This is a genomic window from Streptomyces solicavernae, from assembly GCF_029968095.1.
In the GTDB taxonomy this organism is placed as follows: Bacteria; Actinomycetota; Actinomycetes; order Streptomycetales; family Streptomycetaceae; genus Streptomyces; species Streptomyces solicavernae.
This window is the reverse complement of the sequence record NZ_JASCIR010000005.1, coordinates 256,827-275,822: the sequence shown is the minus strand read 5'-3', so window position 1 is coordinate 275,822 and position 18,996 is coordinate 256,827. Positions and strand designations below refer to the sequence as shown.

The window sequence follows — 18,996 nt, the reverse complement described above, 5'->3', positions numbered from 1 at the left end:
CGGTGTGGGCAAGGGCGAGGACGAGTGGGCGCGGTACTGGCAGCACGAACAGCTGCCGGGCATCGACCTGCTCCGCGCCCGGTACGTCCGGCATTCCTTCCCGCGGCACAGCCACGAGGGGTATGTCTTCGGGGCGGTCAGCGGCGGCGTCGAGGACGTCGTGCTGCCCGACCGCACCGTGCACGCGGCCCCCGGCAGCCTCGTGATGATCAACCCCGAGGTGCCGCACTCGGCGCACGCCGGGGTCCCCGAGGGCTGGGCCTACCACACGCTGTACCCCGCTGCCGAGGTCGTCGCCGAGATCGCCGCCGAGACGTCCGCCCTGCGCGGCACTGTCGGCTTCGCCGAGGTCGACGTGACCGATCCGCAGGGCGCGCGGATGATCAGGGAGGTGCACCGGGCCGCGGAGGAGGGCAACGCACTCGCGGCCGACAGCGTGCTGCGGATCCTGGTGGCCAGGCTGCTGAGCCGGTACGGCGGCTCGCTGCCCGCCCGCACGCCGCGCTCCGCGGGCTGCCGCGACGCCGTACGGGCGCGTGACGTGCTTGAGACCCGCATGGCGGCGCCGCCCTCCCTGGAGGAGCTCGCCGCGGAACTCGGCACCAGCCCGTTCGCGCTCCTGCGCGCCTTCAAGCGGGAGTACGGGATGCCGCCGCACAGCTGGCTCACCAACGCGCGCGTGCGAAGGGCCCGCACGCTCCTCGACATCGGCACCGCTCCCGCCGACGCGGCTGCCGCTGTGGGCTTCACCGACCAGCCGCACCTGAACCGGCACTTCACGCGCATCGTCGGCGTGCCGCCGGGGGCGTACCAGCGCGAGCGCGGGGAAAGCACGGAACACGCGCGCCGTGAGCAACCCCGGGAACGCGGGGGCGCACCCGAGCCCCGGTACGCGGCCGCACCCCGCCGCGCAGCGCGCAAGAACGTACAAGACCGGGCGGAGCCGTTCACCGTACGTTCCTAGGCGTGGCAGAACAGACAGCATCCGCAGCTATACGCGCCGAAGACGATCCCGTCCACGACCGGGGCGTGCCGTCCGCGCAGGGCGCCGAAAAGGCCGACTCCGCGGTCGTCCGGGACGCGCTCGGCGTGGGCGTGGCCGTCGGCCTCTCCGGCTTCGCCTTCGGCGTGACCTCCGTCGGCAACGGCCTCAGCCTCCTGCAGACCTGCGCCCTGAGCCTCCTGGTCTTCACCGGCGCCTCCCAGTTCGCGCTCGTCGGAGCCCTGGCCGGCGGCGGCAATCCGGTGACGGCCGCGGCGGGGGCCTTCTTCCTCGGGGTGCGCAACGCGTTCTACGGGTTGCGGCTTTCACAGCTCCTGCAACTCCCGCGCCTTGTGCAGCCGCTCGCCGCGCACTGGGTGATCGACGAGACCACCGCCGTGACGCTCGCCCAGCCCACGAGGCGCGCCCGCCGCATCGGTTTCACCGTCACGGGACTCGCCCTCTATGTGCTGTGGAACGTCACCACCCTGCTCGGCGGTCTCGGCGCCTCAGCCGTTGGTGACACCGACGCGTGGGGCCTGGACGCGGCGGCACCCGCCACGTTCCTCGCGCTGCTCGCACCGATGCTGCGTACGACGACGGAACGCGCGGTGGCGCTTCTCGCCGTCGTCCTCGGCCTCGCGCTGCTCCCGGTGCTGCCCGCGGGCGTGCCCGTCCTGGTGGCCGCGCTCGCCGCGCCGCTCGTGCTCTTCGTGGAGGGCCGCAAGATCCGTGCCCGTGAGAGGAAAGACCGTTGAACATCTGGCTCGCCATCGCCCTGACCGCCGCCGGCTGCTACGCCGTCAAGCTGCTCGGCCTGCTGGTGCCCGCCGGAGTCCTTGAGCGGCCGCTCGTCCAGCGCCTCGCCGCGCTGCTGCCCGTGGCGCTCCTGGCGGCCCTCACGGCGCAGCAGACCTTCGCGGAGGGGCAGCACCTCGTCCTCGACGCCAAGGCGGCCGGCCTCGCTGCGGCGGGCGTGGCCTTCCTGCTGCGGGCGCCGTTCCTGGTGATCATCACGGCCGCCGTGGCCGTCACCGCGGGGGTGCGCGCGCTCGGCTGAAGCGGTGCGCGTCGAATCGGGGACCACACACGCGTGGTTCCCGATTCCACGCGCTGGCGGACCTGACGCACCCCGAAGGGGCGCCCCTTGGCCGTCAGCCCGGCTTGCGGCCGTACGCACGCAGTGTGCGCAAGGCGTCGATCGTCACGACCGGACGCCACTCAAGTGCCGAACCGGGAGCCCACAGAGGCCAGTTGACCGGCCAGCCGCCGTCGTCCTGCTGTTCGCCCTCCAGGTGGTCCAGGGACCGCGCCAGCTCCTCGTCCGTGAACCAGGAACGGGCCAAGGACTCCGGCACGCGCGCGTAGTCGTGCGGGAAGTGGTGCTCGCCCGGCGCGTAGCCCGGCGCCACCGGGTACGTGTCCCGCCGCCGGGGATCCAGCACGACGAGCCGCTGCTCCCTCACCAGCCGGCCGAGACGGTCCGCGGCGGCCCGGGCACGGGAGCGGTCCGGCGCCCCGTCGAGGAAGGCCACCGCGGCCTGGATCTCGTACGGGTGGGACGTGGTGAGCGACTCCACGGCCTGCCAGCAGTAGTCCGTGGCGCGGAACAGCCAGGCGTGCCACACCTGGTTGCGGTGCAGCAGGCCCACCACGGGGCCGGTGGCGAGCAGGTCGCTGGGCGGGTCGTCCACGACCGGCACGAACGGCGCGACGGGGTAGCCGCGCTGGCTGGGATGGATCGCGGGCAGCGCTCCGTCCGGCGTCGACAGCTCCGAGAGGTGGCGGCACACCCGCTCCACGCGCTGCCCGCCGCAGCGCCCGATCGAGTCGAGCACGCGCAGCGCGTGCGCGGTGTGCAGCGGCTGGCTCACCGGGCCCCGCAGATCGGGCTCAAGAGCGTGCCCGTATCCGCCGTCCTGGGTGCGGTACGCGGCGAGCGCCTCCTCGACGGCATCGGCGGAAGCGCCGAGGAAGTGGTGGGCGAACCTGCGCTGTTCGAGCACACGCGCGGTGAGCCACACGAAGCGCTCGGCACGGGCGAGCCGACAGGGCCGAGCGGCCGTGGGACGCGGCAGCCGCGCGGCCGCCTCGGGCGTACCGGATGCTACGGATTCAGCCATGCTCCGAACCGTAGGGCGGCAGACGGCGCCCGGCAGCCGCTCCGGCCACGGCCCACTCTCAGGGGCGGGATACTGGGTTCATGCGGTTGACGGTCTTCTGGCAGCGGATGGAGGAGCACTTCGGTGCTTCGTACGCCGATTCGTTCGCGCGCGATCATGTGATGTCCGAGCTCGGCGGGCGGACGGTGCACCAGGCGCTGGACGCCGGCTGGGAGACGAAGGACGTCTGGCGCGCGGTGTGCGGCGCCATGGGCCTCCCGGCCGACAGACGGGGCACCCTGCCGGACGACAAGCGCTGACGCGGGCCGCTGGCAGACGCCTGAGCGAGCCACGCCAGAGGCCTGAGTGAGCCACGCCAGACGCCTGGGCGGGCCCCGGCAGAGGTCTGGGTGAGCCACGAAAGGCGCCTTGGGCAAGCCGCGAGACGCGCCTCGACGGGCGGCCGCGCCCGGATGAGGTGCGTCACGCCGGGACGGCCGCCGGATTGTCAGTGGCGTACGCGAGACTGGTCCCCGTGGCAGCCAGCAAAGCATCCAGTGAGACCGTCGCGCAGGAAAGCGGCCCGCCCTCGACGACGCCCCCGGACGGGCCCGCCGCGGCGTGGCCGGGACAGCGCATGCCCCGCTGGCTCCCGCGCGCCATGGTGCTCGCGCTGGCGCTGTTCGCCTGTTTCCAGCTGGGCAGCTGGGCCTTCCACCAGCTGACCGGCCTGTTGATCAACATCCTGATCGCGTTCTTCCTCGCGCTCGCCGTGGAGCCCGCGGTGAGCAGGATGGCGCACCACGGAATGCGCCGTGGCCTGGCCACCGCGCTGGTGTTCCTCGGCGTGATCTTCGCCGGGGCGGGCTTCGTCGCCATGCTGGGCTCGATGCTCGCCGGCCAGATCGTGGACATGGTCGAGGACTTCCCGCAGTACCTCGACTCGGTGATCAGCTGGATCAACACCACGTTCCACACGGAGCTGTCCCGGGTCGAGCTGCAGGACAGCCTGGTGCACTCGGACTGGCTGCAGAAGTACGTGCAGAACAGTGCGACGGGCGTCCTGGACGTGTCGGCGCAGGTCCTGGGCGGGCTCTTCCAGCTCCTGACGATCCTGCTCTTCTCGTTCTACTTCGCGGCGGACGGGCCGCGCCTGCGCCGTGCGCTGTGCTCCGTGCTGCCGCCCGCCAAGCAGGCCGAGGTGCTGCGCGCCTGGGAGATCGCCGTCGACAAGACGGGCGGCTATCTGTACTCGCGCGGTCTGATGGCCCTGATCTCCGGCATCGCCCACTACATCCTGCTGGCGGCGCTCGACGTCTCGTACGCGCCCGCGCTCGCGGTGTGGGTCGGTCTGGTCTCGCAGTTCCTGCCCACGATCGGCACCTATCTGGCGGGCGCACTGCCGATGCTGATCGCGTTCACGGTCGACCCCTGGTACGCGCTGTGGGTGCTGATCTTCGTGGTGGTCTACCAGCAGTTCGAGAACTACATGCTGCAGCCCAAGCTGACCGCCAAGACCGTCGACATCCACCCGGCTGTCGCCTTCGGCTCGGTCATCGTGGGCACGGCCCTCCTGGGCGCGGTCGGCGCCCTGATCGCCATCCCGGCGGTGGCCACGCTCCAGGCGTTCCTCGGCGCCTATGTGAAGCGGTACGACGTGACGGACGACCCGCGCGTGCACGGCCACCGCAAGCGCGACGTCGGCCCGCCGCTCGTCCGCCTGAGACAGGCCCTGAGCACGCGCAGCGACGCTCCCCCGCCGCCGCACCAGCGCACGGCTGAGCCACCGGACCGGGACACCTGAGCCGTGCCGCCCGCAGACCGCGTCGTGCCGCGTCACTCCCCGTAAGGGGAGCCCGGCGCCCGGCCGGGCCGAGAGGCGCCCGCACGGCGGGACAGCACCAGCGGAGTGCCGATCGCGCCCGCCACGGCCAGGTAGAGCGGCATCAGCTTGAGGGCGAACGGCAGGTCCGCGTCGAAGACGAGATGGGCCGCGGCTCCGATGACGACAGCCACCAGCTCACCGGCGAAGAAGCCGCCGAAGAGGCCTCCGAGGACGCCTAGTGCGTATTTCACGGGAGCTCCAAGGGATCGGGGGTTGACGGGATTCCGCAGTACGACGGCGGATGCGAGCGCTCAGATGTACGAGGGCCTGGTCACGCGGTGCCGGAACGTGCGCCACATCCACGCCTGCACGGCCAGCAGCAACGGCGTCACGACGAGCAGGGCGGGGACGAGGAACGCGAGCGTGGTGCCGTCCGCGGCCGACTCCCTGAGCGGCAGCCCGAGGCCCGCCGCCACCGGAAGCGCGGCCATCAGGAAGCCGGTCAGGGCGAACGTCTGCCAGGGCCGTCCGCCGCGTCCCACCAGCACGCGCGCGCGTGCGTACGGATCTCCGGTCAGGCGCAGGGCGGCGAAGCCGAGACCGTGGGCTGCGAACAGCGCGGCGACGGCGAGCGCCGTGAGCACCGCCACCGGACCGCCCGCCGGAGCGCCCACGGAGCCGGTGAAGAGCGCGGCGAGCAGCCAGCCCCAGGCCAGGGCGACGGTCCAGCTCCCGCACACCACTGCCGCGTCGCACCCGGCACGCCACCGGGAGCCGCCCGTACGACCGCGCAGCCACAGCCCCGCGTCGCGCACCACCCAGCCCGCGAGCAGCGGCACCACCACGGCGAACTGGCCGCTCAGCAACTCGCCCTCCAGGTCGGGGAAGCAGCCGATGAGCAGGCCCGCGGCGGCGACCAGCCACACCTCGTTGCCGAGGAAGAACGGGGCGAACGACGTCAGTACCAGGCGCCGTTCGGCGTCACCGCGCCCCAGGTAGGGCGCGATCATGCCGGTGCCGATGTCGGCGCCGCCGAGCACGAACCAGCCGGCCGTGAAGAGCGCCAGCAGGCCGACAGCGAGCGTTTCGAGGGTCGAGGCGTCCATGGCGCTCCTCAGTAACTCGCGGCGGCGAGAGAGTCGGCAGGGTCCCGTTCGGCGGCCCGCTCGTCGTGCCCGAGCCCGCGGTCGACGGGCCCCACGCGCGCGTGCCGCACGAGCAGCCACACATTGACGGCGGCGAGCAGCGCGAACAGAGAGGTGAACACGATCAACGAGGTGCGCATCGCCCCGGGCGACACCGAGGACACCGCGTCCTCGGTCCGCAACAGGCCGTACACGACCCAGGGCTGACGCCCCGCCTCACGGAACACCCAGCCGCTGATCATCGCCACGTACGGCAGCGGAACCGCCGCCATGAGCACCACGTGCCAGAGGCGGAAGCGGAAAACGGTCCTCTTGAAGCAGGCGAGCACGAAACCACCGATGCACAGGTACATCATCAGCGCGAAGGCGAGCAGCATCAGAATTCCGGCACCGCGCGTCAACGCTTCCGAAGGGACGTAGTCACCGGGCCCGAAACGAGCCGCCATCTCGGCCTGAAGCCGGGCCACTTCGGCCGCCTTGGCGCTGAAAACCGCCTCCTTCATGGGCTGCATCACGGCGAACTGAACCCCGCCGAAAGCAGCCGCAACAAAGAGGGCCGGCAGCGACACGAACACCCCGACGCGCAGGCTCCGCCCGAAGAACTCCCACTCCGGGGAGCGCTTGAACAGGTGGTACGCGCTCACCCCTGCCATGAAGAACCCCGCGGTGAGCAGCGCACCCGCCACGATGTGCCCGAACGCCAGCAGCGTGCTCGGGTTGGTGAACACCGCCGCCGCGTCCCCGAAGACCAGCCTGCCGCCCGACTCCCGGTGCCCCACGGGGTTGTTGAGGAAGCCGTTCGCGACGAGGATCCAGTACGCGGAGGCGTACGCGGTGAGGGTGACGACCCAGATCAGCGTCAGGTGCACCCAGCGGTTGAACCGGTGCCAGCCGAAGATCCACAGGCCGAGGAAAGTCGACTCCACAAAGAAGGCGACCACCGTCTCCAGCGCCATGGAGGCACCGAAAACGTCCCCTGCGTAGTGCGTGAGCCCGCTCCAGCTCAGCCCGAACTGAAACTCCATGACGATGCCGGTGACGATCCCGACCGCGTAGTTGATGACGTACAGCTGCCCCCAGAACCGCACCATGCGCGCGTGCAGCACGGTGCCGCTCAGCGTCGCCCGGGTCTGCAGACAGGCCACCAGGGTCGCGAGGCCGAGCGTGAGGGCCACGAACAGGAAGTGGCCGCCCGCGGTGAGGGCGAACTGCAGCCGCGCCAGGTCGAGGGTCTCCGGGGCCGGCGGGGCGCCCGCAAAGGTCAGGGATGGGTCCACCCCGACAGCGTCCGCGTACGGCTCCGGTGCAGGCGTCGGCCTCCGGTGGACAGTGGGCGTACACCCTCAGTTGTGGGTGCGGGCGTCGGCGTACCCCAGGAGTTGCGGGCACGCGCGGTGGCGGGTCAGGCCAGCCAGCCCGGGGTGATCATCCCGGACTCGTAGGCGAGGATGACCAGTTGGGCCCGGTCGCGCACGTCCAGCTTGGTCATGATCCGGCTCACGTGCGTCTTGGCCGTGGCGGGCGAGAGGACCAGGCGCCGGGCGATCTCGTCGTTGGACAGCCCGGCGCCGACCAGGCCCATCACCTCCCGCTCGCGCTCCGTCAGCGCGTTCAGGCGGGGGCTCGGGTCGGGCTGCCTGGTGCGGCCCGCGAACTCGGCGATGAGGCGACGCGTCACGGCGGGCGCCAGCAGCGCGTCACCGCGCGCCACGACCCGCACGCCGTGCAGCAACTCCATCGGCTCGGTGTCCTTGACCAGGATCCCGGAGGCGCCCGCGCGCAGCGCTCCGTACACGTAGTCGTCCACGTCGAACGTCGTGAGGATCACGACGCGCACGCCGTCCAGGGACGTGTCCCCGGTGATGCGGCGGGTGGCCTCCAGGCCGTCGACGCCCGGCATCCGGATGTCCATCAGAACCACGTCGGGCAGCAGCCGGCGGGCCAGGTCGAGCGCCTGCTCGCCGTCCGCGGCCTCGCCGACCACCTCGATGTCGTCCTCGTCCTCCAGGATGGAACGAAAACCGGCTCTTACAAGAGTCTGGTCGTCGGCGAGGACGACACGGACCGTCTTCCCGCCCTCCGTTCCGGAGCCGGATTCCGTCGGTCCTTGTGTGGCTTTCACAGCTCCCCCTCGAACGGCGGCCGCAGCGGCAGCCGGGCACTCACCCGGAAGCCGTCCGCCGTGTTGCATGCGGTCAGTTCGCCGCCGAACGCCTTGGCACGCTCGGCCATTCCGCGGATTCCGCTGCCCCGCGCCGACTCGTCCGGCGAGCCCTTGCCGTCGTCGTCGATGCGCAGCCGCAGGTCCTCGGCGGAGTACGTGAGGGTGACCGTCGCGCGGCCCGCGCGCGCGTGCCGGGTCACGTTGGTGAGCGACTCCTGCACGATCCGGTACGCCGCCAGATCGAGCGGCGGCGGCAGCGGGCAGGGCGTGCCCACCGTCTCCGTGCGGACGTCGAGCCCCGTGCTACGCGCCCCCGCCAGAAGGCCGGGCAGCTGCTCCAGGCCGGCTGTGGGGGCCGTGGGGGCGCTCTCGTCGGCCTGGCGGAGCATCCCGAGGGTGGCACGGAGCTCGCCCAGCGCGTCCTTGCTCGTGGTCTTGACCGCCTCCAGCGCCTCCTGGGCGGTCGCGAGATCGGCGGCGGGCGTGTCGTCGTCCGCGGGCCCGGGCTGACGCTTGGAGAGCCGGTGCAGGGCAGCGCTGGACTGCACGTTGATCAGCGAAATGCTGTGCCCCAGTACGTCGTGGACTTCACGCGCGATCCGCAGCCGCTCCTCGGTCGCGCTCTGCTGGGCCCGGGCCTCCTGCTCCCGCTCGGCGGCCAGGGCACGTCCGCGCACCTCGGCCAAATAGGCGGCACGCGTGCGTTGTGCGCGAGCGAGCACGAGCAGGCTGAGCAGCCAGCCCGCCAGCATCATGATCGACATGTCGTCGACCTTGCGCTGACCCGGCTCCTGCAACACCTCGCCGTACACCACGAGCAGCATCGCCACGACGCCCAGGGCCGCGGCCGCGGCGAAGCGGCCGTCCACGGCGGCCGTGTAGAGGGCGATGACGAACGCCAGCATCACGGGGCCGTCGTTCGCGCTCACCGGGTAGTACACGGCACACGCGAGCAGCGTGACCAGGGCGACGCCGATCGGCCGATGACGGCGGAAGTACAGCGCGCCGCAGGCGACCGAGAGCAGCGACCAGCCGGTCACGGCCTGCCAGAGGCTCTCGGTCACGTTCCGCATCCCCCAGACCGTGCCGCCCATGACGACAGCCGTGACGGCCAGCGTCACCACGAGATCCTTGGCACGCGCGGAGAGTCGCTGTCCGGGCGGGCCGGTCGGGGAGAGTGCCATGTCCGGAAGAATATTCCGGCTCGCGCAGCCGGGACCCGTTCAGACGCCGGGCCCCTGAACGAGCCCCTTAAGGGGCGCTTTCGGGTCGAGGGGTCCCTTCGGGTCGAGGGGTCCCTTCGGGGCGATGGGGCCCTTCGCGGCGAGGGGCGCTTCGGTCGGCCGGTGCCCAGCAGTCCCGGCAGTATCCGGCTCACGGTGCGCCGGAACAGCACCTCCGGGGCGTCCCTGTCCTCCGTAGCCGTGTGGGGCCCGGTCCGGCGGCCGGTCGCACGGATGGGTGCGACCGGCCGGAGGCGGTGAACGAGCGCTATGACGTGGCGGTGTTCGCCCTCGCCTGACGGAACGGCGCCTCGTCAGCTGGCCGGGGCGAGCTGGCCGACCTGGTAACTCCCCGCGGGCTGCTGGGTGATGACATTGCCGCGGTTGAAGGCGTTGATGACGAGGATCAAGGTCACCAGAGCAGAAAGCTGGTCCTCGTCGTAGTGCTGGGCGGCGTTCGCCCACACCGCGTCCGGGACGCCACCGGCGCCGTCCGCGATCCGGGTGCCCTCCTCCGTCAGCTCCAGCGCCGCACGCTCGGCATCGGTGAACACGGTGGCCTCACGCCACGCCGCGATCAGGTTCAGCCGCAGCGACGTCTCACCGGCCGCAGCCGCCTCCTTGGTGTGCATGTCCAGGCAGCCGGAACAGCCGTTGATCTGGCTGGCCCGGATCTTCACCAGCTCCTGCGTCGCCGACGGAAGAGACGACTCCTTGAGCACCTGGCCTGCGGCGATGAGATGCTTCAGGGCCTTGGCGGCGACCGGGCTTGCCATGACGTTCAGTCGAGCTTCCATGGTGGACTCCTGTGTCCTCGTCTGTCCTCGTCGGTGCTTGCCAGCACCCGTACGACGCTGGGCAGCCCGCGAGTTGTGACATCCCCATGTGTGATGTGGGTCACGCGACTCGGCCCGCGGCGAGGAACGTGGATGTCGCCGTCGACGAGCAGACACGGCCTCACCTCGGGGAGAGCCGCCTCCTGACGGTGCTCATGGCTGGGAGGTGCCGGTGCTCACGGCTGAGAGGTGGCCACCTTGACCCCGAAACCGATCAGGACGACCCCGGTGACGCGATCCATGGCGCGTCGTACGACAGGCCTCTCGAAGAAGGGGCGGGCCTTGGCCAGGACCAGCACGTAGCCGCCGAGCCAGGCGAGCGTGAGGGCCGCGTGGACGAGCACCAGCAGTGTCATGCCCAAGTGCGGCGCCACGTCGCTCGGCGCAAGCGTGGGCAGGAGGCCGGTGTAGAAAACCGCGATCTTCGGGTTGAAGACATTGCTGACCAGCCCCGTGCGCCACGGACTGCCCGACGCGGGCGCGGGCGCCGGAGAGGGCGAGGCACCGTCTCCCGCGGCCGCCGACCGCTTGCGCCGGCTCTGCAGCAACGCCTGGACGCCCAGGAACGCGAGATAGGCGGCACCCGCGAACTTGACGATCGTGTAGGCAGTGCTCGACGCGGCCAGGACGGCGGCCAGGCCGGCCACGGTCAGGGCGCCCCAGACGAGCAGTCCCGCCGCGATCCCCCCGACCGTGCGCAGGCCGTCCTGCCAGCCGGACGCGATGGCCCGCTTCGTCACGACCGCCATGTCCGGGCCGGGCACCATGGTCAGGACGGTGAGCACACCCGTGGCCGCGAGAAGCTGAACGAACATGGGTCGAGTCTCGCAGGCGCTCAGCTCCGGCCCGCAGGCGACGTCAGCCCCTCGGCCGGGGTGGCCGGAACCCGGCACAGGCGGCGCACCACGTTCAGGCCGTCCTCAGTGCTGGGCCAGTGCCGCTCAAGCGCTTCGGGCCCGGCCTCGCGGATGACGGTGCGCAGCACGAGGGCGATGGCGAGCGCGTCGTCCGCGTAGCCGAGAAAGGGGGGCGAAGTCGCGCACGAGGTCGCTGGGGGAAGGCCAGACGGCCGGCCAGCAGCCACAACAACCGGCGGGTGCCGCGCGGCAGTGTACGGTCGCGGGCCAGTCGGGAGACGAGCCGCAGCACATCCCGCATCGCGTCCGGCATCCCGAATCGCGACCGACATCCTCGTCCCACACCTGCGCCACATCTTCCCATCGCGTTCCATCGCGCTTCCCGCCGAGATCAAGTGTCGACGGCGGCGCGTGTGGGCCGGGTGGTGCGCTTGACACGTAAATCGAACATCCATTCTTATGGGGGGTTCCGGCACCACTCCAGCCCCGGAATCTCGGGGGTTCCGGTGAGTTATCCACAGGCCGGGGCCGACGTCGAGGCGCATTGTCAGTGGCAGGGGATAGCGTCTTGGACGTGAAGCGATCGACTCAAGCAAATCGGGTGGAACCCATGGCAGGAACCGACCGCGAGAAGGCGCTCGACGCCGCGCTCGCACAGATTGAACGGCAATTCGGCAAGGGCGCCGTGATGCGCATGGGCGAGCGGCCGAACGAACCCATCGAGGTCATCCCCACCGGATCGACCGCGCTGGACGTCGCGCTCGGCGTGGGCGGCATCCCGCGCGGCCGTGTGGTGGAGGTGTACGGACCGGAGTCCTCCGGTAAGACGACGCTGACGCTGCACGCCGTGGCCAACGCGCAGAAGGCCGGCGGCCAAGTGGCGTTCGTGGACGCGGAGCACGCCCTCGACCCGGAGTACGCGAAGAAGCTCGGCGTCGACATCGACAACCTCATCCTGTCCCAGCCGGACAACGGTGAGCAGGCCCTTGAGATCGTCGACATGCTGGTCCGCTCCGGCGCGCTCGACCTGATCGTCATCGACTCCGTGGCGGCCCTGGTTCCGCGCGCGGAGATCGAGGGTGAGATGGGCGACTCGCACGTGGGTCTGCAGGCTCGCCTGATGAGCCAGGCGCTGCGGAAGATCACCAGCGCCCTGAACCAGTCCAAGACCACCGCGATCTTCATCAACCAGCTCCGCGAGAAGATCGGCGTGATGTTCGGCTCGCCGGAGACCACGACCGGTGGCCGCGCCCTGAAGTTCTACGCCTCGGTGCGCATCGACATCCGCCGCATCGAGACCCTCAAGGACGGCACGGACGCGGTCGGCAACCGCACCCGCTGCAAGGTCGTGAAGAACAAGGTGGCGCCGCCCTTCAAGCAGGCCGAGTTCGACATCCTCTACGGCCAGGGCATCAGCCGCGAGGGCGGCCTGATCGACATGGGCGTGGAGCACGGCTTCGTCCGCAAGGCCGGCGCCTGGTACACGTACGAGGGCGACCAGCTCGGTCAGGGCAAGGAGAACGCCCGCAACTTCCTCAAGGACAACCCGGATCTCGCCAACGAGATCGAGAAGAAGATCAAGGAGAAGCTGGGCGTCGGGGTGAAGCCCGGCGAGGGCGAATCCGGCACGGACGCGGCGACCGTGGACGCGGCAGCCGACAAGGACGCCAAGGACACGAAGGACGCGGCCAAGTCGGTGCCCGCACCGGCCACCAAGGCCAAGCCGACCAAGGCCGCCACGGCCAAGAGCTGAGCCGTGGTACGGCGAACGGACTGGCCGGAGGAGCCCCTCGACGGGCACCTCGACGGTCCCTGCGACGGCCAGAGCCCGGGCGGGCAGCTCTTCCGGGGGCGCGCCTTCGGTGACGGTGATGACGGCGAACTCTTCGGCGGTGACGAGGAGTTGGGGCGTCACACCCAGGAGTTCGGCACCGGCGAGGACTCCGACCGCTCCGGTGGTCGCGCGGGGAGAGGCGGCCCGAGCGGCAGGAGAGGCCGGGGCGGTCGGGGCGGCCGCGGAGAGCGCTCCCCTGCCCGAGGCCGGAGTGGCGGCAGCGGCAGCGACGCCGGGCAACAGGACAGCGATTCCCCCGACCCGTCGAGGGCCGGGAAGGGGGAATCGCGTACACGGGAGCGCGACCTGCCACCGGAGGAGCGGGCACGGAACATCTGCCTTCGCCTGCTCACCGGCACCCCGCGCACCCGCAAGCAACTCGCCGACGCACTGCGCAAACGCGAGATCCCCGACGATGTCGCGGAGGAGGTCCTCTCCCGATTCGAGGAGGTCGGCCTCATCGACGACACGGCGTTCGCGGGAGCCTGGGTGGAGTCCCGGCACCACAGCCGAGGCCTGGCCCGCCGCGCACTCGCACGCGAACTGCGCACCAAGGGAGTCGACTCCACGGCCATCGACGAGGCCATGGAGCAGCTCGACTCCGAACAGGAGGAAGCCACAGCGCGAGACCTGGTCGCCCGCAAACTGCGCTCGACCAGAGGCCTCGACAGGGACAAGCGCCTGCGCCGCCTCGCGGGAATGCTCGCCCGCAAGGGCTACCCGGAGGGCATGGCCCTGCGCGTGGTGCGTCAAGCACTGGAACAAGAGGGGGAAGAGACAGCCGACTTGGAGTACGGGGGGTTCTGAGGCGGAGGCCGGGGCCGGGGTCAGACCGAGTCGGCAGGGGCAGGTGCAGGTGCAGGTGGAGGGGCAGGGGCAGGAGGAGAGACAGGGGGAGAGACAGAGGCGGCACCAGGGGCGGTGGCGGAGGCAGAAGCAGAGGCAGAGGGGGTACCAGTGGCAGTGGCAGAGGGGGTACCAGTGGCAGAGGCAGGGGCACTGACCGGCAGGCCTGCCGCGCGCCAGGCCTGGAAGCCGCCGATCAGGTCGGTGGCGCGGTACAGACCCAACTGCTTGAGCGAGGCGGCGCCGAGGCTGGACGCGTAGCCCTCGTTGCAGACCACCACGACGTGCACATCGTGACCGGTCGCCTCCGGCAAGCGGTGGCTGCCCTGCGGGTCGAGGCGCCACTCCAGCTCGTTGCGCTCCACGACCAGGGCGCCGGGAATCAGGCCGTCGCGCTCGCGGAGCTCGGCGTACCGGATGTCCACGAGCAGGGCCTCGCCGGCCTCGGCGACGGTGTGCGCGGCCTGCGGGCCGATGCGGTCGAGGCCCTCGCGGACACGCTCCAAGTGGGCGTCGATGGAAAGGGGTTGGGCACGGACCGGCTCGCGGGCCGGGGCGCCCCCGGGAGTGGGCGTGTGAGTGGGCGCGGATGGGGGAGTGGGCGCGGACGCTGGGGTAGGGGTGGTCACTGCCAGTCCTCCGGCTGTTCGACCTGCTCCAGCCTGAGCACCGTGCCGGTACGGCTGAAGCGGCGGATCAAGGGGAGAGGGGGATAGTAGGCGTGTACGGAGACGGCGTGCTCGGTGGTCGACTCGTTGAGGACCTCGTGCACATGGTGGGTGCCGAAAGCGCGGCCCCGGCCGTTGGGCAGGGCGCGCCGGTGGTCGACGTCGGCGGCGAGTTCGAGGGTCCTCCAGCCCTCACTGGGCAGCCGGACGGCGAGGGAGTTCTCCGTCAACTCGCCCCGGGCCGTGGTGAAGGCGCCGACCGACTCGGCGTGGTCGTGCCAGCCGGTGCCGGTGCCGGGCGGCCAGCCGATCAGCCACGCCTCACTGCCACTGGGGCCTTCGAGCCGTACCCAGGTGCGGCCCTCGGGGTCGAGGGGGAGCGAGGCGATCAGCTCGGCGTCGGCGGCGGTGCGGCGCACGAAGTCGAGGAGCTGGGCCGGAGTGGGAGCAGGGGCGGCGGGCTCTCCGGAGGGGGCAGAGCCGGGAGGGGGGATGGTCGAAGCCGAATGCGCGGCCGGGGCTGCGGAAGTGGTCGTCGAAGACACGGGTGCCGTCCTGAGAAGTCGCGGGGGACGCGCAGGTAGGCCGCCGCCGGCCAGCAGGTGGACCGCTGGTGCGTGGGGCGGGGTGCGCGAGAGGAAGGGCGAGATCAGGACGTGCGACAGACGCAGCCCGCGTAGCGGACGAGGTCCATGTGGACCCGTCGCCAGAGGCTTCGGCTGGTGTCGGTCATGGGGCGGAGTACAGCACGCGGCTCGGCCCGGGTCAAACGGTGTCCGGTGAGTGGGAGCGATCGGGTGCCGGAGGTAGGACCGGCGCCCGCGCGCGGCAGGTCAGCGGCGGTCGTCGCCTCTGCCGGTACCTGTACCTGCACCTGTACCTGCACCTGTACCTGTCCCTGTGCCCGTACCTGTATCCGTATCCGTATCCCTACCCCTACCTGTACCCGTACCTGTACCCGTACCCGTACCCGTACTCGTACTCGTACCTGTACTCGTACCTGTACCAGCGTCGTTGCCCGCGTCGGGCTCGACGTCTACCTCAACCCCGGCGTCAACCCCGACCCCGGCTTCACCCTCAACATCGATGCCCGAACCCGAACCGCCGCCTCCTGCCGACCCGCCCCCTGCCGACCCGCCCCCTGCCGACCCGCCCCCCGCCGACCCGCCGCGCGCCGTGTCCGCCGCGGCGTACAGCTCGGCCGGGCGGACCCCGGTGAGGGCGGTGAGCAGGTGGCCGTCGGGGCGGATGAGGAGGACGGTGTGGGCACCGGCGCCGGGATAGTGCTCGGCGACGAGGAGTTCGCCGCGTACCGGCAGGGCGGTCACGGCGGCCGCCAGGCGGGGCATGACTCCGGCGGACATCCAGTGCCGGCGTTCCCATACGCCGGTGCCGGGGGCGACGAGGACGACGAGGAAGCGGCCGCGGCCCAGCCGGTCGCGGAGCCGGGCCGTGGAGCCGTCGGGCACGGTGACCGGCACATCGGCCACCGGGGCGCCGGGCGGTGTGACGGTGCCGACCGCGGACGGCGGTGGAGTGTCGGGCGACAGAGGGGAGTTGGCGTACGAAGGAGGAGTGCCGAGGGGGCCACGGCCCACGTGGCCGTCGGTGAGCAGGGCGTCGTGGCCGCGGGCGGTGCCCGGGACGTAAGCGCGCAGGCCGCCGCCTCCGCGCAGTATCGGCAGGGCCTGGTCGGCGGCGCGCAGGCGGGCGGCGACGGAGCTGCGGCGCTCGGTCTGGTAGCTGTCGAGGAGGGCGTCGGACGCGGCCCCGTGCCAGCACTGGGCGAGCTTCCAGGCGAGGTTGTCGGCGTCGCGCAGGCCCTCGTCGACGCCCTGGGTGCCGAGGGCGCCGAGCAGATGGGCGGCGTCCCCGGCGAGGAAACAGCGGCGCGAGCGCCAGCTGCGGGCGAGACGGTGGTGCACGGTGTGGACCCCGGTGTCGAGCAGGTCGTACGGCGGGGTGCTGCCACCGCACCAGCCGGCCAGAGTGTCACGGATCTTTGACAACAGAACTTCGGGAGTGACGAGTTCGCTGCGGGCGGGCAGCAGCCAGTCGAGCCGCCAGGCGCCCTCCGGCAGCGGGCGGGCGGTGATCTCGGCGGCGGCGCCCGGCCACGGCGGCAGGCGGTGCAGTACGGCCTCGCCGGGCCAGGGCAGGTCGGCGCGCAGGGCGGCGACGGCGTGCCGTTCGACGGAGGTGCGGCCGGGGAAGCGGATACCGAGGAGCTTGCGCACGGTCGAGCGGGGGCCGTCGCAGCCGACCAGGTAACTCCCGCGCCACCAGGCGTCCTTGGGGCCACGGGTGTGGGCGGACACCCCGCGGGCGTCCTGCTCGACGGCGTCCAGGCGGCTGCCCGGGGCGAACCGGACGAGCCGCTCGTCGGCGACGGCCTCGCGCAGCGCGGCGGTGAGGGTGTGCTGCGCGAGGTGGACGGGGGCGGGGCTCACCTCGTCGACGGTGAAGACGTGCCGGCGCATCTCCTGCTTGCGGCGGTAGGAGCGCCAGCCGGCCCAGCGGGCGTCGGAGAAGTCGCGTCCCGTGAGCCGGGCGGCCAGGTCGGCGGTGTCCTCGCGGAGTACCGCCGTACGGGCCGGGCGCTGTTCGTCGTTGCCGGGGCTCTCGTCCAGGACGACCGAGGGGACGCCCGCGTGGGCGAGTGCGAGGGAGAGGGTGAGCCCTACGGGTCCCGCTCCGACGACGATCACCGGGTCCACGGCGCGGCGCCTCCTGCCAGGGAGAGGACCTCGGGAGTGGCCTGGGGAGAGGCCTTGAAGGGCATGCTGGGACTGGCAGTTGGGGCAGGGTGCGCGATCACAGAACGTATGCAACCCATTGCCGGTGCTTGCGTCAAGTGACGGAGGCAGCGACGTGACGCCGCTGCCTCCGGTGGTTCAGGATCTCCGACGGTCCGTCAGTTGTCCTTGTCCTGCGCCTTGTCGACGACGACGGTCTCGTCCAGCGGGTCGGCGGCGACGGGTGCTCCGGGCGCCGGGGCCACCTCGGACGCGGCCGGCTCCTTGGCCGAGGCGACCGTGATGCCGGACTTCGCCTTCCGCCCCCGCTTCTCGATCCACGTGGCCAGCCACGAGAGGACCAGGCACAGCCCGATGTAGATCGCGCCGAAGACGGCGACCGTCTGGACGAACGGGTACACGCCGTTGACGGGCGTGTTGTTGGCGATCAGGCGGGCCGAGTGCAGCAGCTCCGGGTAGAGGATCATGAAGCCGAGCGAGGTGTCCTTGAGGGTCACCACGAGCTGGCTGATGATCGTCGGCAGCATCGAGCGGATCGCCTGCGGGAACAGCACCAGCGTCATGACCTGGTACTTGCGCAGGCCGATCGCGTACGCCGCTTCCTTCTGGCCCTTCGGGACGGCGTTGATGCCGGCGCGCAGGACCTCCGCCTGGACACAGCCGTTGTAGATGGTCAGACCGACGACGAGCGCCCAGAACGGGGACATCGTGCCGAGGATGCCCACCCACAGGGCGAAGATCGTGATCAGCAGCGGGATCGAGCGGAACAGGTCGATGAAGACGACCGCGAACCAGCGCACCGGCCGGTGGTCGGAGAGCCGCGCCACGCACATCAGGACCGCGAAGGCCAGCGAGAAGACACCGGCGAGCGCGAACACCTTCAGGGTGGCGAGGAGCGCTTCGAGGATGTTCTGGCGGATGCCCGCGTAGTTGAAGATGTCCCACAGGGCGGGGTCGAACTCGCCCTTCTCGTTCAGGCGCAGCAGTACCCAGACGATGCCGCCGACGAGGGCCGCCGAGCCGGCGACGGTGTAGATGGTGTTGCGGACCCTGGCCTTGGGGCCGGGGGCGTCGAAGAGAACGCTCGCGCTCATCGGGCGACCTCCAGGCGGTGCTCCAACAGCCGGAAGAGACCGTTGATGGCGTACGTGACGATCAGATACGCGAGAGTGATCCAGAGGAAGATCACCGCGATGTCGTAGCCGTCGTTGCTCAGCGTCTTGGAGACGTTGAACAGGTCGACGTTGTTGAAGGCGCCGGCGATCGCGGTGTTCTTCGTCAGGGCGATGAAGATGCTCGAAAGCGGCGGCACCACGGTGCGGGTGGCCTGCGGGAGCACGACCAGGCTCATGGTCTGGGTGAACGTCATGCCGATGGAGCGGGCGGCCTCGGCCTGGCCGAGCGGCACCGTGTTGATGCCGGAGCGCACCGCCTCGGCGACGAACGCGGAGGTGTAGAAGCCGCAGGCGCAGACGGCGAGCAGGAAGGAGTCGAGGTCGGGGAAGAGGACCTTCGGCACCACGAAGAACGCCACCAGGAACAGCAGCGTCAGCGGGGTGTTCCGGAGGAGGGTGACCCAGAGGGCCCCGAATATCCGCAGCGGCGGCACGGGCGAGACCCGGAACCCGGCGATGATCACGCCGAGCACCATCGCCACCAGGGCGCTGGCCCCGGTCAACTCCAGGGTCCCGATGAACCCCTCGCGGAACAGCGACAGGTTGTCGAGCAGTACGTTCATGAATTCTCCGCGAGGGGTTC

General features: G+C 71.3%; 20 protein-coding genes and 2 pseudogenes. 7 read left to right on the top strand and 15 right to left on the bottom strand.

Annotation, left to right across the window (positions count from 1 at the left end; translation table 11 throughout):
- The first annotated feature begins 4 nt into the window (after positions 1 to 4).
- Genes QIS99_RS09375 through QIS99_RS09365 form a run of 3 tightly spaced genes read left to right on the top strand, consistent with a single transcriptional unit; the run spans position 5 to position 2,042 of the window.
- Entirely contained in the window at positions 5 to 964 is a 960-nt protein-coding gene (locus QIS99_RS09375; RefSeq protein ID WP_282512290.1) for an AraC family transcriptional regulator, read from the top strand.
- 29 nt (positions 965 to 993) lie between these two features.
- Entirely contained in the window at positions 994 to 1,740 is a 747-nt protein-coding gene (locus QIS99_RS09370; protein WP_408909514.1) for an AzlC family ABC transporter permease, read from the top strand.
- Positions 1,737 to 2,042 carry an AzlD domain-containing protein gene (locus QIS99_RS09365; protein ID WP_282512288.1) on the top strand — a complete coding sequence of 102 codons (306 nt, stop codon included), beginning with the start codon at positions 1,737 to 1,739 and terminating at the stop codon, positions 2,040 to 2,042. The genes QIS99_RS09370 and QIS99_RS09365 overlap by 4 nt, the downstream gene beginning before the upstream one ends.
- Before the next feature lie 94 nt (positions 2,043 to 2,136).
- Here the strand turns inward: QIS99_RS09365 and QIS99_RS09360 are convergent, their stop codons facing one another.
- Positions 2,137 to 3,105, bottom strand: coding sequence for a hypothetical protein (locus tag QIS99_RS09360; protein WP_282512286.1), 969 nt, complete (start codon positions 3,103 to 3,105; stop codon positions 2,137 to 2,139).
- Between the two features lie 80 nt (positions 3,106 to 3,185).
- Between QIS99_RS09360 and QIS99_RS09355 the strand changes: the two genes are divergently transcribed.
- Both QIS99_RS09355 and QIS99_RS09350 read left to right on the top strand, forming a co-directional pair.
- Positions 3,186 to 3,404, top strand: coding sequence for a DUF3046 domain-containing protein (locus QIS99_RS09355; RefSeq protein ID WP_282512282.1), 219 nt, complete (start codon positions 3,186 to 3,188; stop codon positions 3,402 to 3,404).
- A 317-nt stretch (positions 3,405 to 3,721) separates the two neighbouring features.
- Complete coding sequence (locus tag QIS99_RS09350; RefSeq protein ID WP_349017286.1) at positions 3,722 to 4,888, top strand: AI-2E family transporter; 1,167 nt, start codon at positions 3,722 to 3,724, stop codon at positions 4,886 to 4,888.
- 32 nt (positions 4,889 to 4,920) lie between these two features.
- Here QIS99_RS09350 and QIS99_RS09345 read toward each other — a convergent pair whose 3' ends face one another.
- The 8 genes from QIS99_RS09345 to QIS99_RS09310 all read right to left on the bottom strand — a co-directional run bounded on the left by QIS99_RS09345 (position 4,921) and on the right by QIS99_RS09310 (position 11,262).
- The gene (locus tag QIS99_RS09345; protein ID WP_282512278.1) at positions 4,921 to 5,160 is read right to left on the bottom strand and encodes a DUF5957 family protein; all 240 of its coding nucleotides are present in this window, start codon (positions 5,158 to 5,160) and stop codon (positions 4,921 to 4,923) included.
- A gap of 60 nt (positions 5,161 to 5,220) precedes the next feature.
- Positions 5,221 to 6,015: a cytochrome d ubiquinol oxidase subunit II gene (locus QIS99_RS09340; RefSeq protein ID WP_282512276.1), complete on the bottom strand. Its 795-nt coding sequence runs from the start codon at positions 6,013 to 6,015 to the stop codon at positions 5,221 to 5,223.
- 8 nt (positions 6,016 to 6,023) lie between these two features.
- Positions 6,024 to 7,331 (bottom strand): cytochrome ubiquinol oxidase subunit I, encoded by a 1,308-nt coding sequence (locus QIS99_RS09335; protein ID WP_282512275.1) that lies wholly within the window; start codon positions 7,329 to 7,331, stop codon positions 6,024 to 6,026.
- A gap of 125 nt (positions 7,332 to 7,456) precedes the next feature.
- Positions 7,457 to 8,176, bottom strand: a complete 720-nt coding sequence (locus QIS99_RS09330) for a response regulator (RefSeq protein ID WP_282512273.1) — start codon at positions 8,174 to 8,176, stop codon at positions 7,457 to 7,459.
- Positions 8,173 to 9,402, bottom strand: a complete 1,230-nt coding sequence (locus QIS99_RS09325) for a sensor histidine kinase (RefSeq protein ID WP_282512271.1) — start codon at positions 9,400 to 9,402, stop codon at positions 8,173 to 8,175. The genes QIS99_RS09330 and QIS99_RS09325 overlap by 4 nt, the downstream gene beginning before the upstream one ends.
- A gap of 353 nt (positions 9,403 to 9,755) precedes the next feature.
- The gene (locus QIS99_RS09320) at positions 9,756 to 10,238 is read right to left on the bottom strand and encodes a carboxymuconolactone decarboxylase family protein (RefSeq protein ID WP_282512269.1); all 483 of its coding nucleotides are present in this window, start codon (positions 10,236 to 10,238) and stop codon (positions 9,756 to 9,758) included.
- Positions 10,239 to 10,453: 215 nt separating this feature from the next.
- A complete protein-coding gene (locus QIS99_RS09315; protein WP_282512267.1) occupies positions 10,454 to 11,092 on the bottom strand; it encodes a LysE family translocator in 639 nt (212 codons plus the stop codon).
- A 20-nt stretch (positions 11,093 to 11,112) separates the two neighbouring features.
- Positions 11,113 to 11,262: a hypothetical protein gene (locus QIS99_RS09310; RefSeq protein WP_282512265.1), complete on the bottom strand. Its 150-nt coding sequence runs from the start codon at positions 11,260 to 11,262 to the stop codon at positions 11,113 to 11,115.
- Positions 11,263 to 11,744: 482 nt separating this feature from the next.
- Between QIS99_RS09310 and recA the strand changes: the two genes are divergently transcribed.
- Both recA and recX read left to right on the top strand, forming a co-directional pair.
- A complete protein-coding gene (gene recA, locus QIS99_RS09305; RefSeq protein WP_282512263.1) occupies positions 11,745 to 12,887 on the top strand; it encodes a recombinase RecA in 1,143 nt (380 codons plus the stop codon).
- Positions 12,888 to 12,890: 3 nt separating this feature from the next.
- Entirely contained in the window at positions 12,891 to 13,775 is an 885-nt protein-coding gene (gene recX / locus QIS99_RS09300; RefSeq protein ID WP_408909511.1) for a recombination regulator RecX, read from the top strand.
- Positions 13,776 to 13,963: 188 nt separating this feature from the next.
- Here the strand turns inward: recX and QIS99_RS09295 are convergent.
- The 6 genes and pseudogenes from QIS99_RS09295 to QIS99_RS09275 form a co-directional block, all read right to left on the bottom strand.
- Positions 13,964 to 14,332 (bottom strand): annotated as a pseudogene (locus tag QIS99_RS09295) (rhodanese-like domain-containing protein); the annotation flags it as partial.
- A gap of 107 nt (positions 14,333 to 14,439) precedes the next feature.
- Complete coding sequence (locus tag QIS99_RS09290; protein WP_282512339.1) at positions 14,440 to 14,976, bottom strand: cupin domain-containing protein; 537 nt, start codon at positions 14,974 to 14,976, stop codon at positions 14,440 to 14,442.
- 155 nt (positions 14,977 to 15,131) lie between these two features.
- Complete coding sequence (locus tag QIS99_RS32160) at positions 15,132 to 15,215, bottom strand: putative leader peptide (RefSeq protein WP_349017285.1); 84 nt, start codon at positions 15,213 to 15,215, stop codon at positions 15,132 to 15,134.
- Between the two features lie 403 nt (positions 15,216 to 15,618).
- A pseudogene (locus tag QIS99_RS09285) lies at positions 15,619 to 17,199 on the bottom strand (FAD-dependent monooxygenase); the annotation flags it as partial.
- Positions 17,200 to 17,396: 197 nt separating this feature from the next.
- Positions 17,397 to 18,332 (bottom strand): amino acid ABC transporter permease, encoded by a 936-nt coding sequence (locus tag QIS99_RS09280; RefSeq protein WP_282512259.1) that lies wholly within the window; start codon positions 18,330 to 18,332, stop codon positions 17,397 to 17,399.
- Complete coding sequence (locus QIS99_RS09275) at positions 18,329 to 18,976, bottom strand: amino acid ABC transporter permease (protein WP_282512257.1); 648 nt, start codon at positions 18,974 to 18,976, stop codon at positions 18,329 to 18,331. Before QIS99_RS09275 ends, QIS99_RS09280 begins: the two co-directional genes overlap by 4 nt.
- Positions 18,977 to 18,996 lie beyond the last annotated feature (20 nt).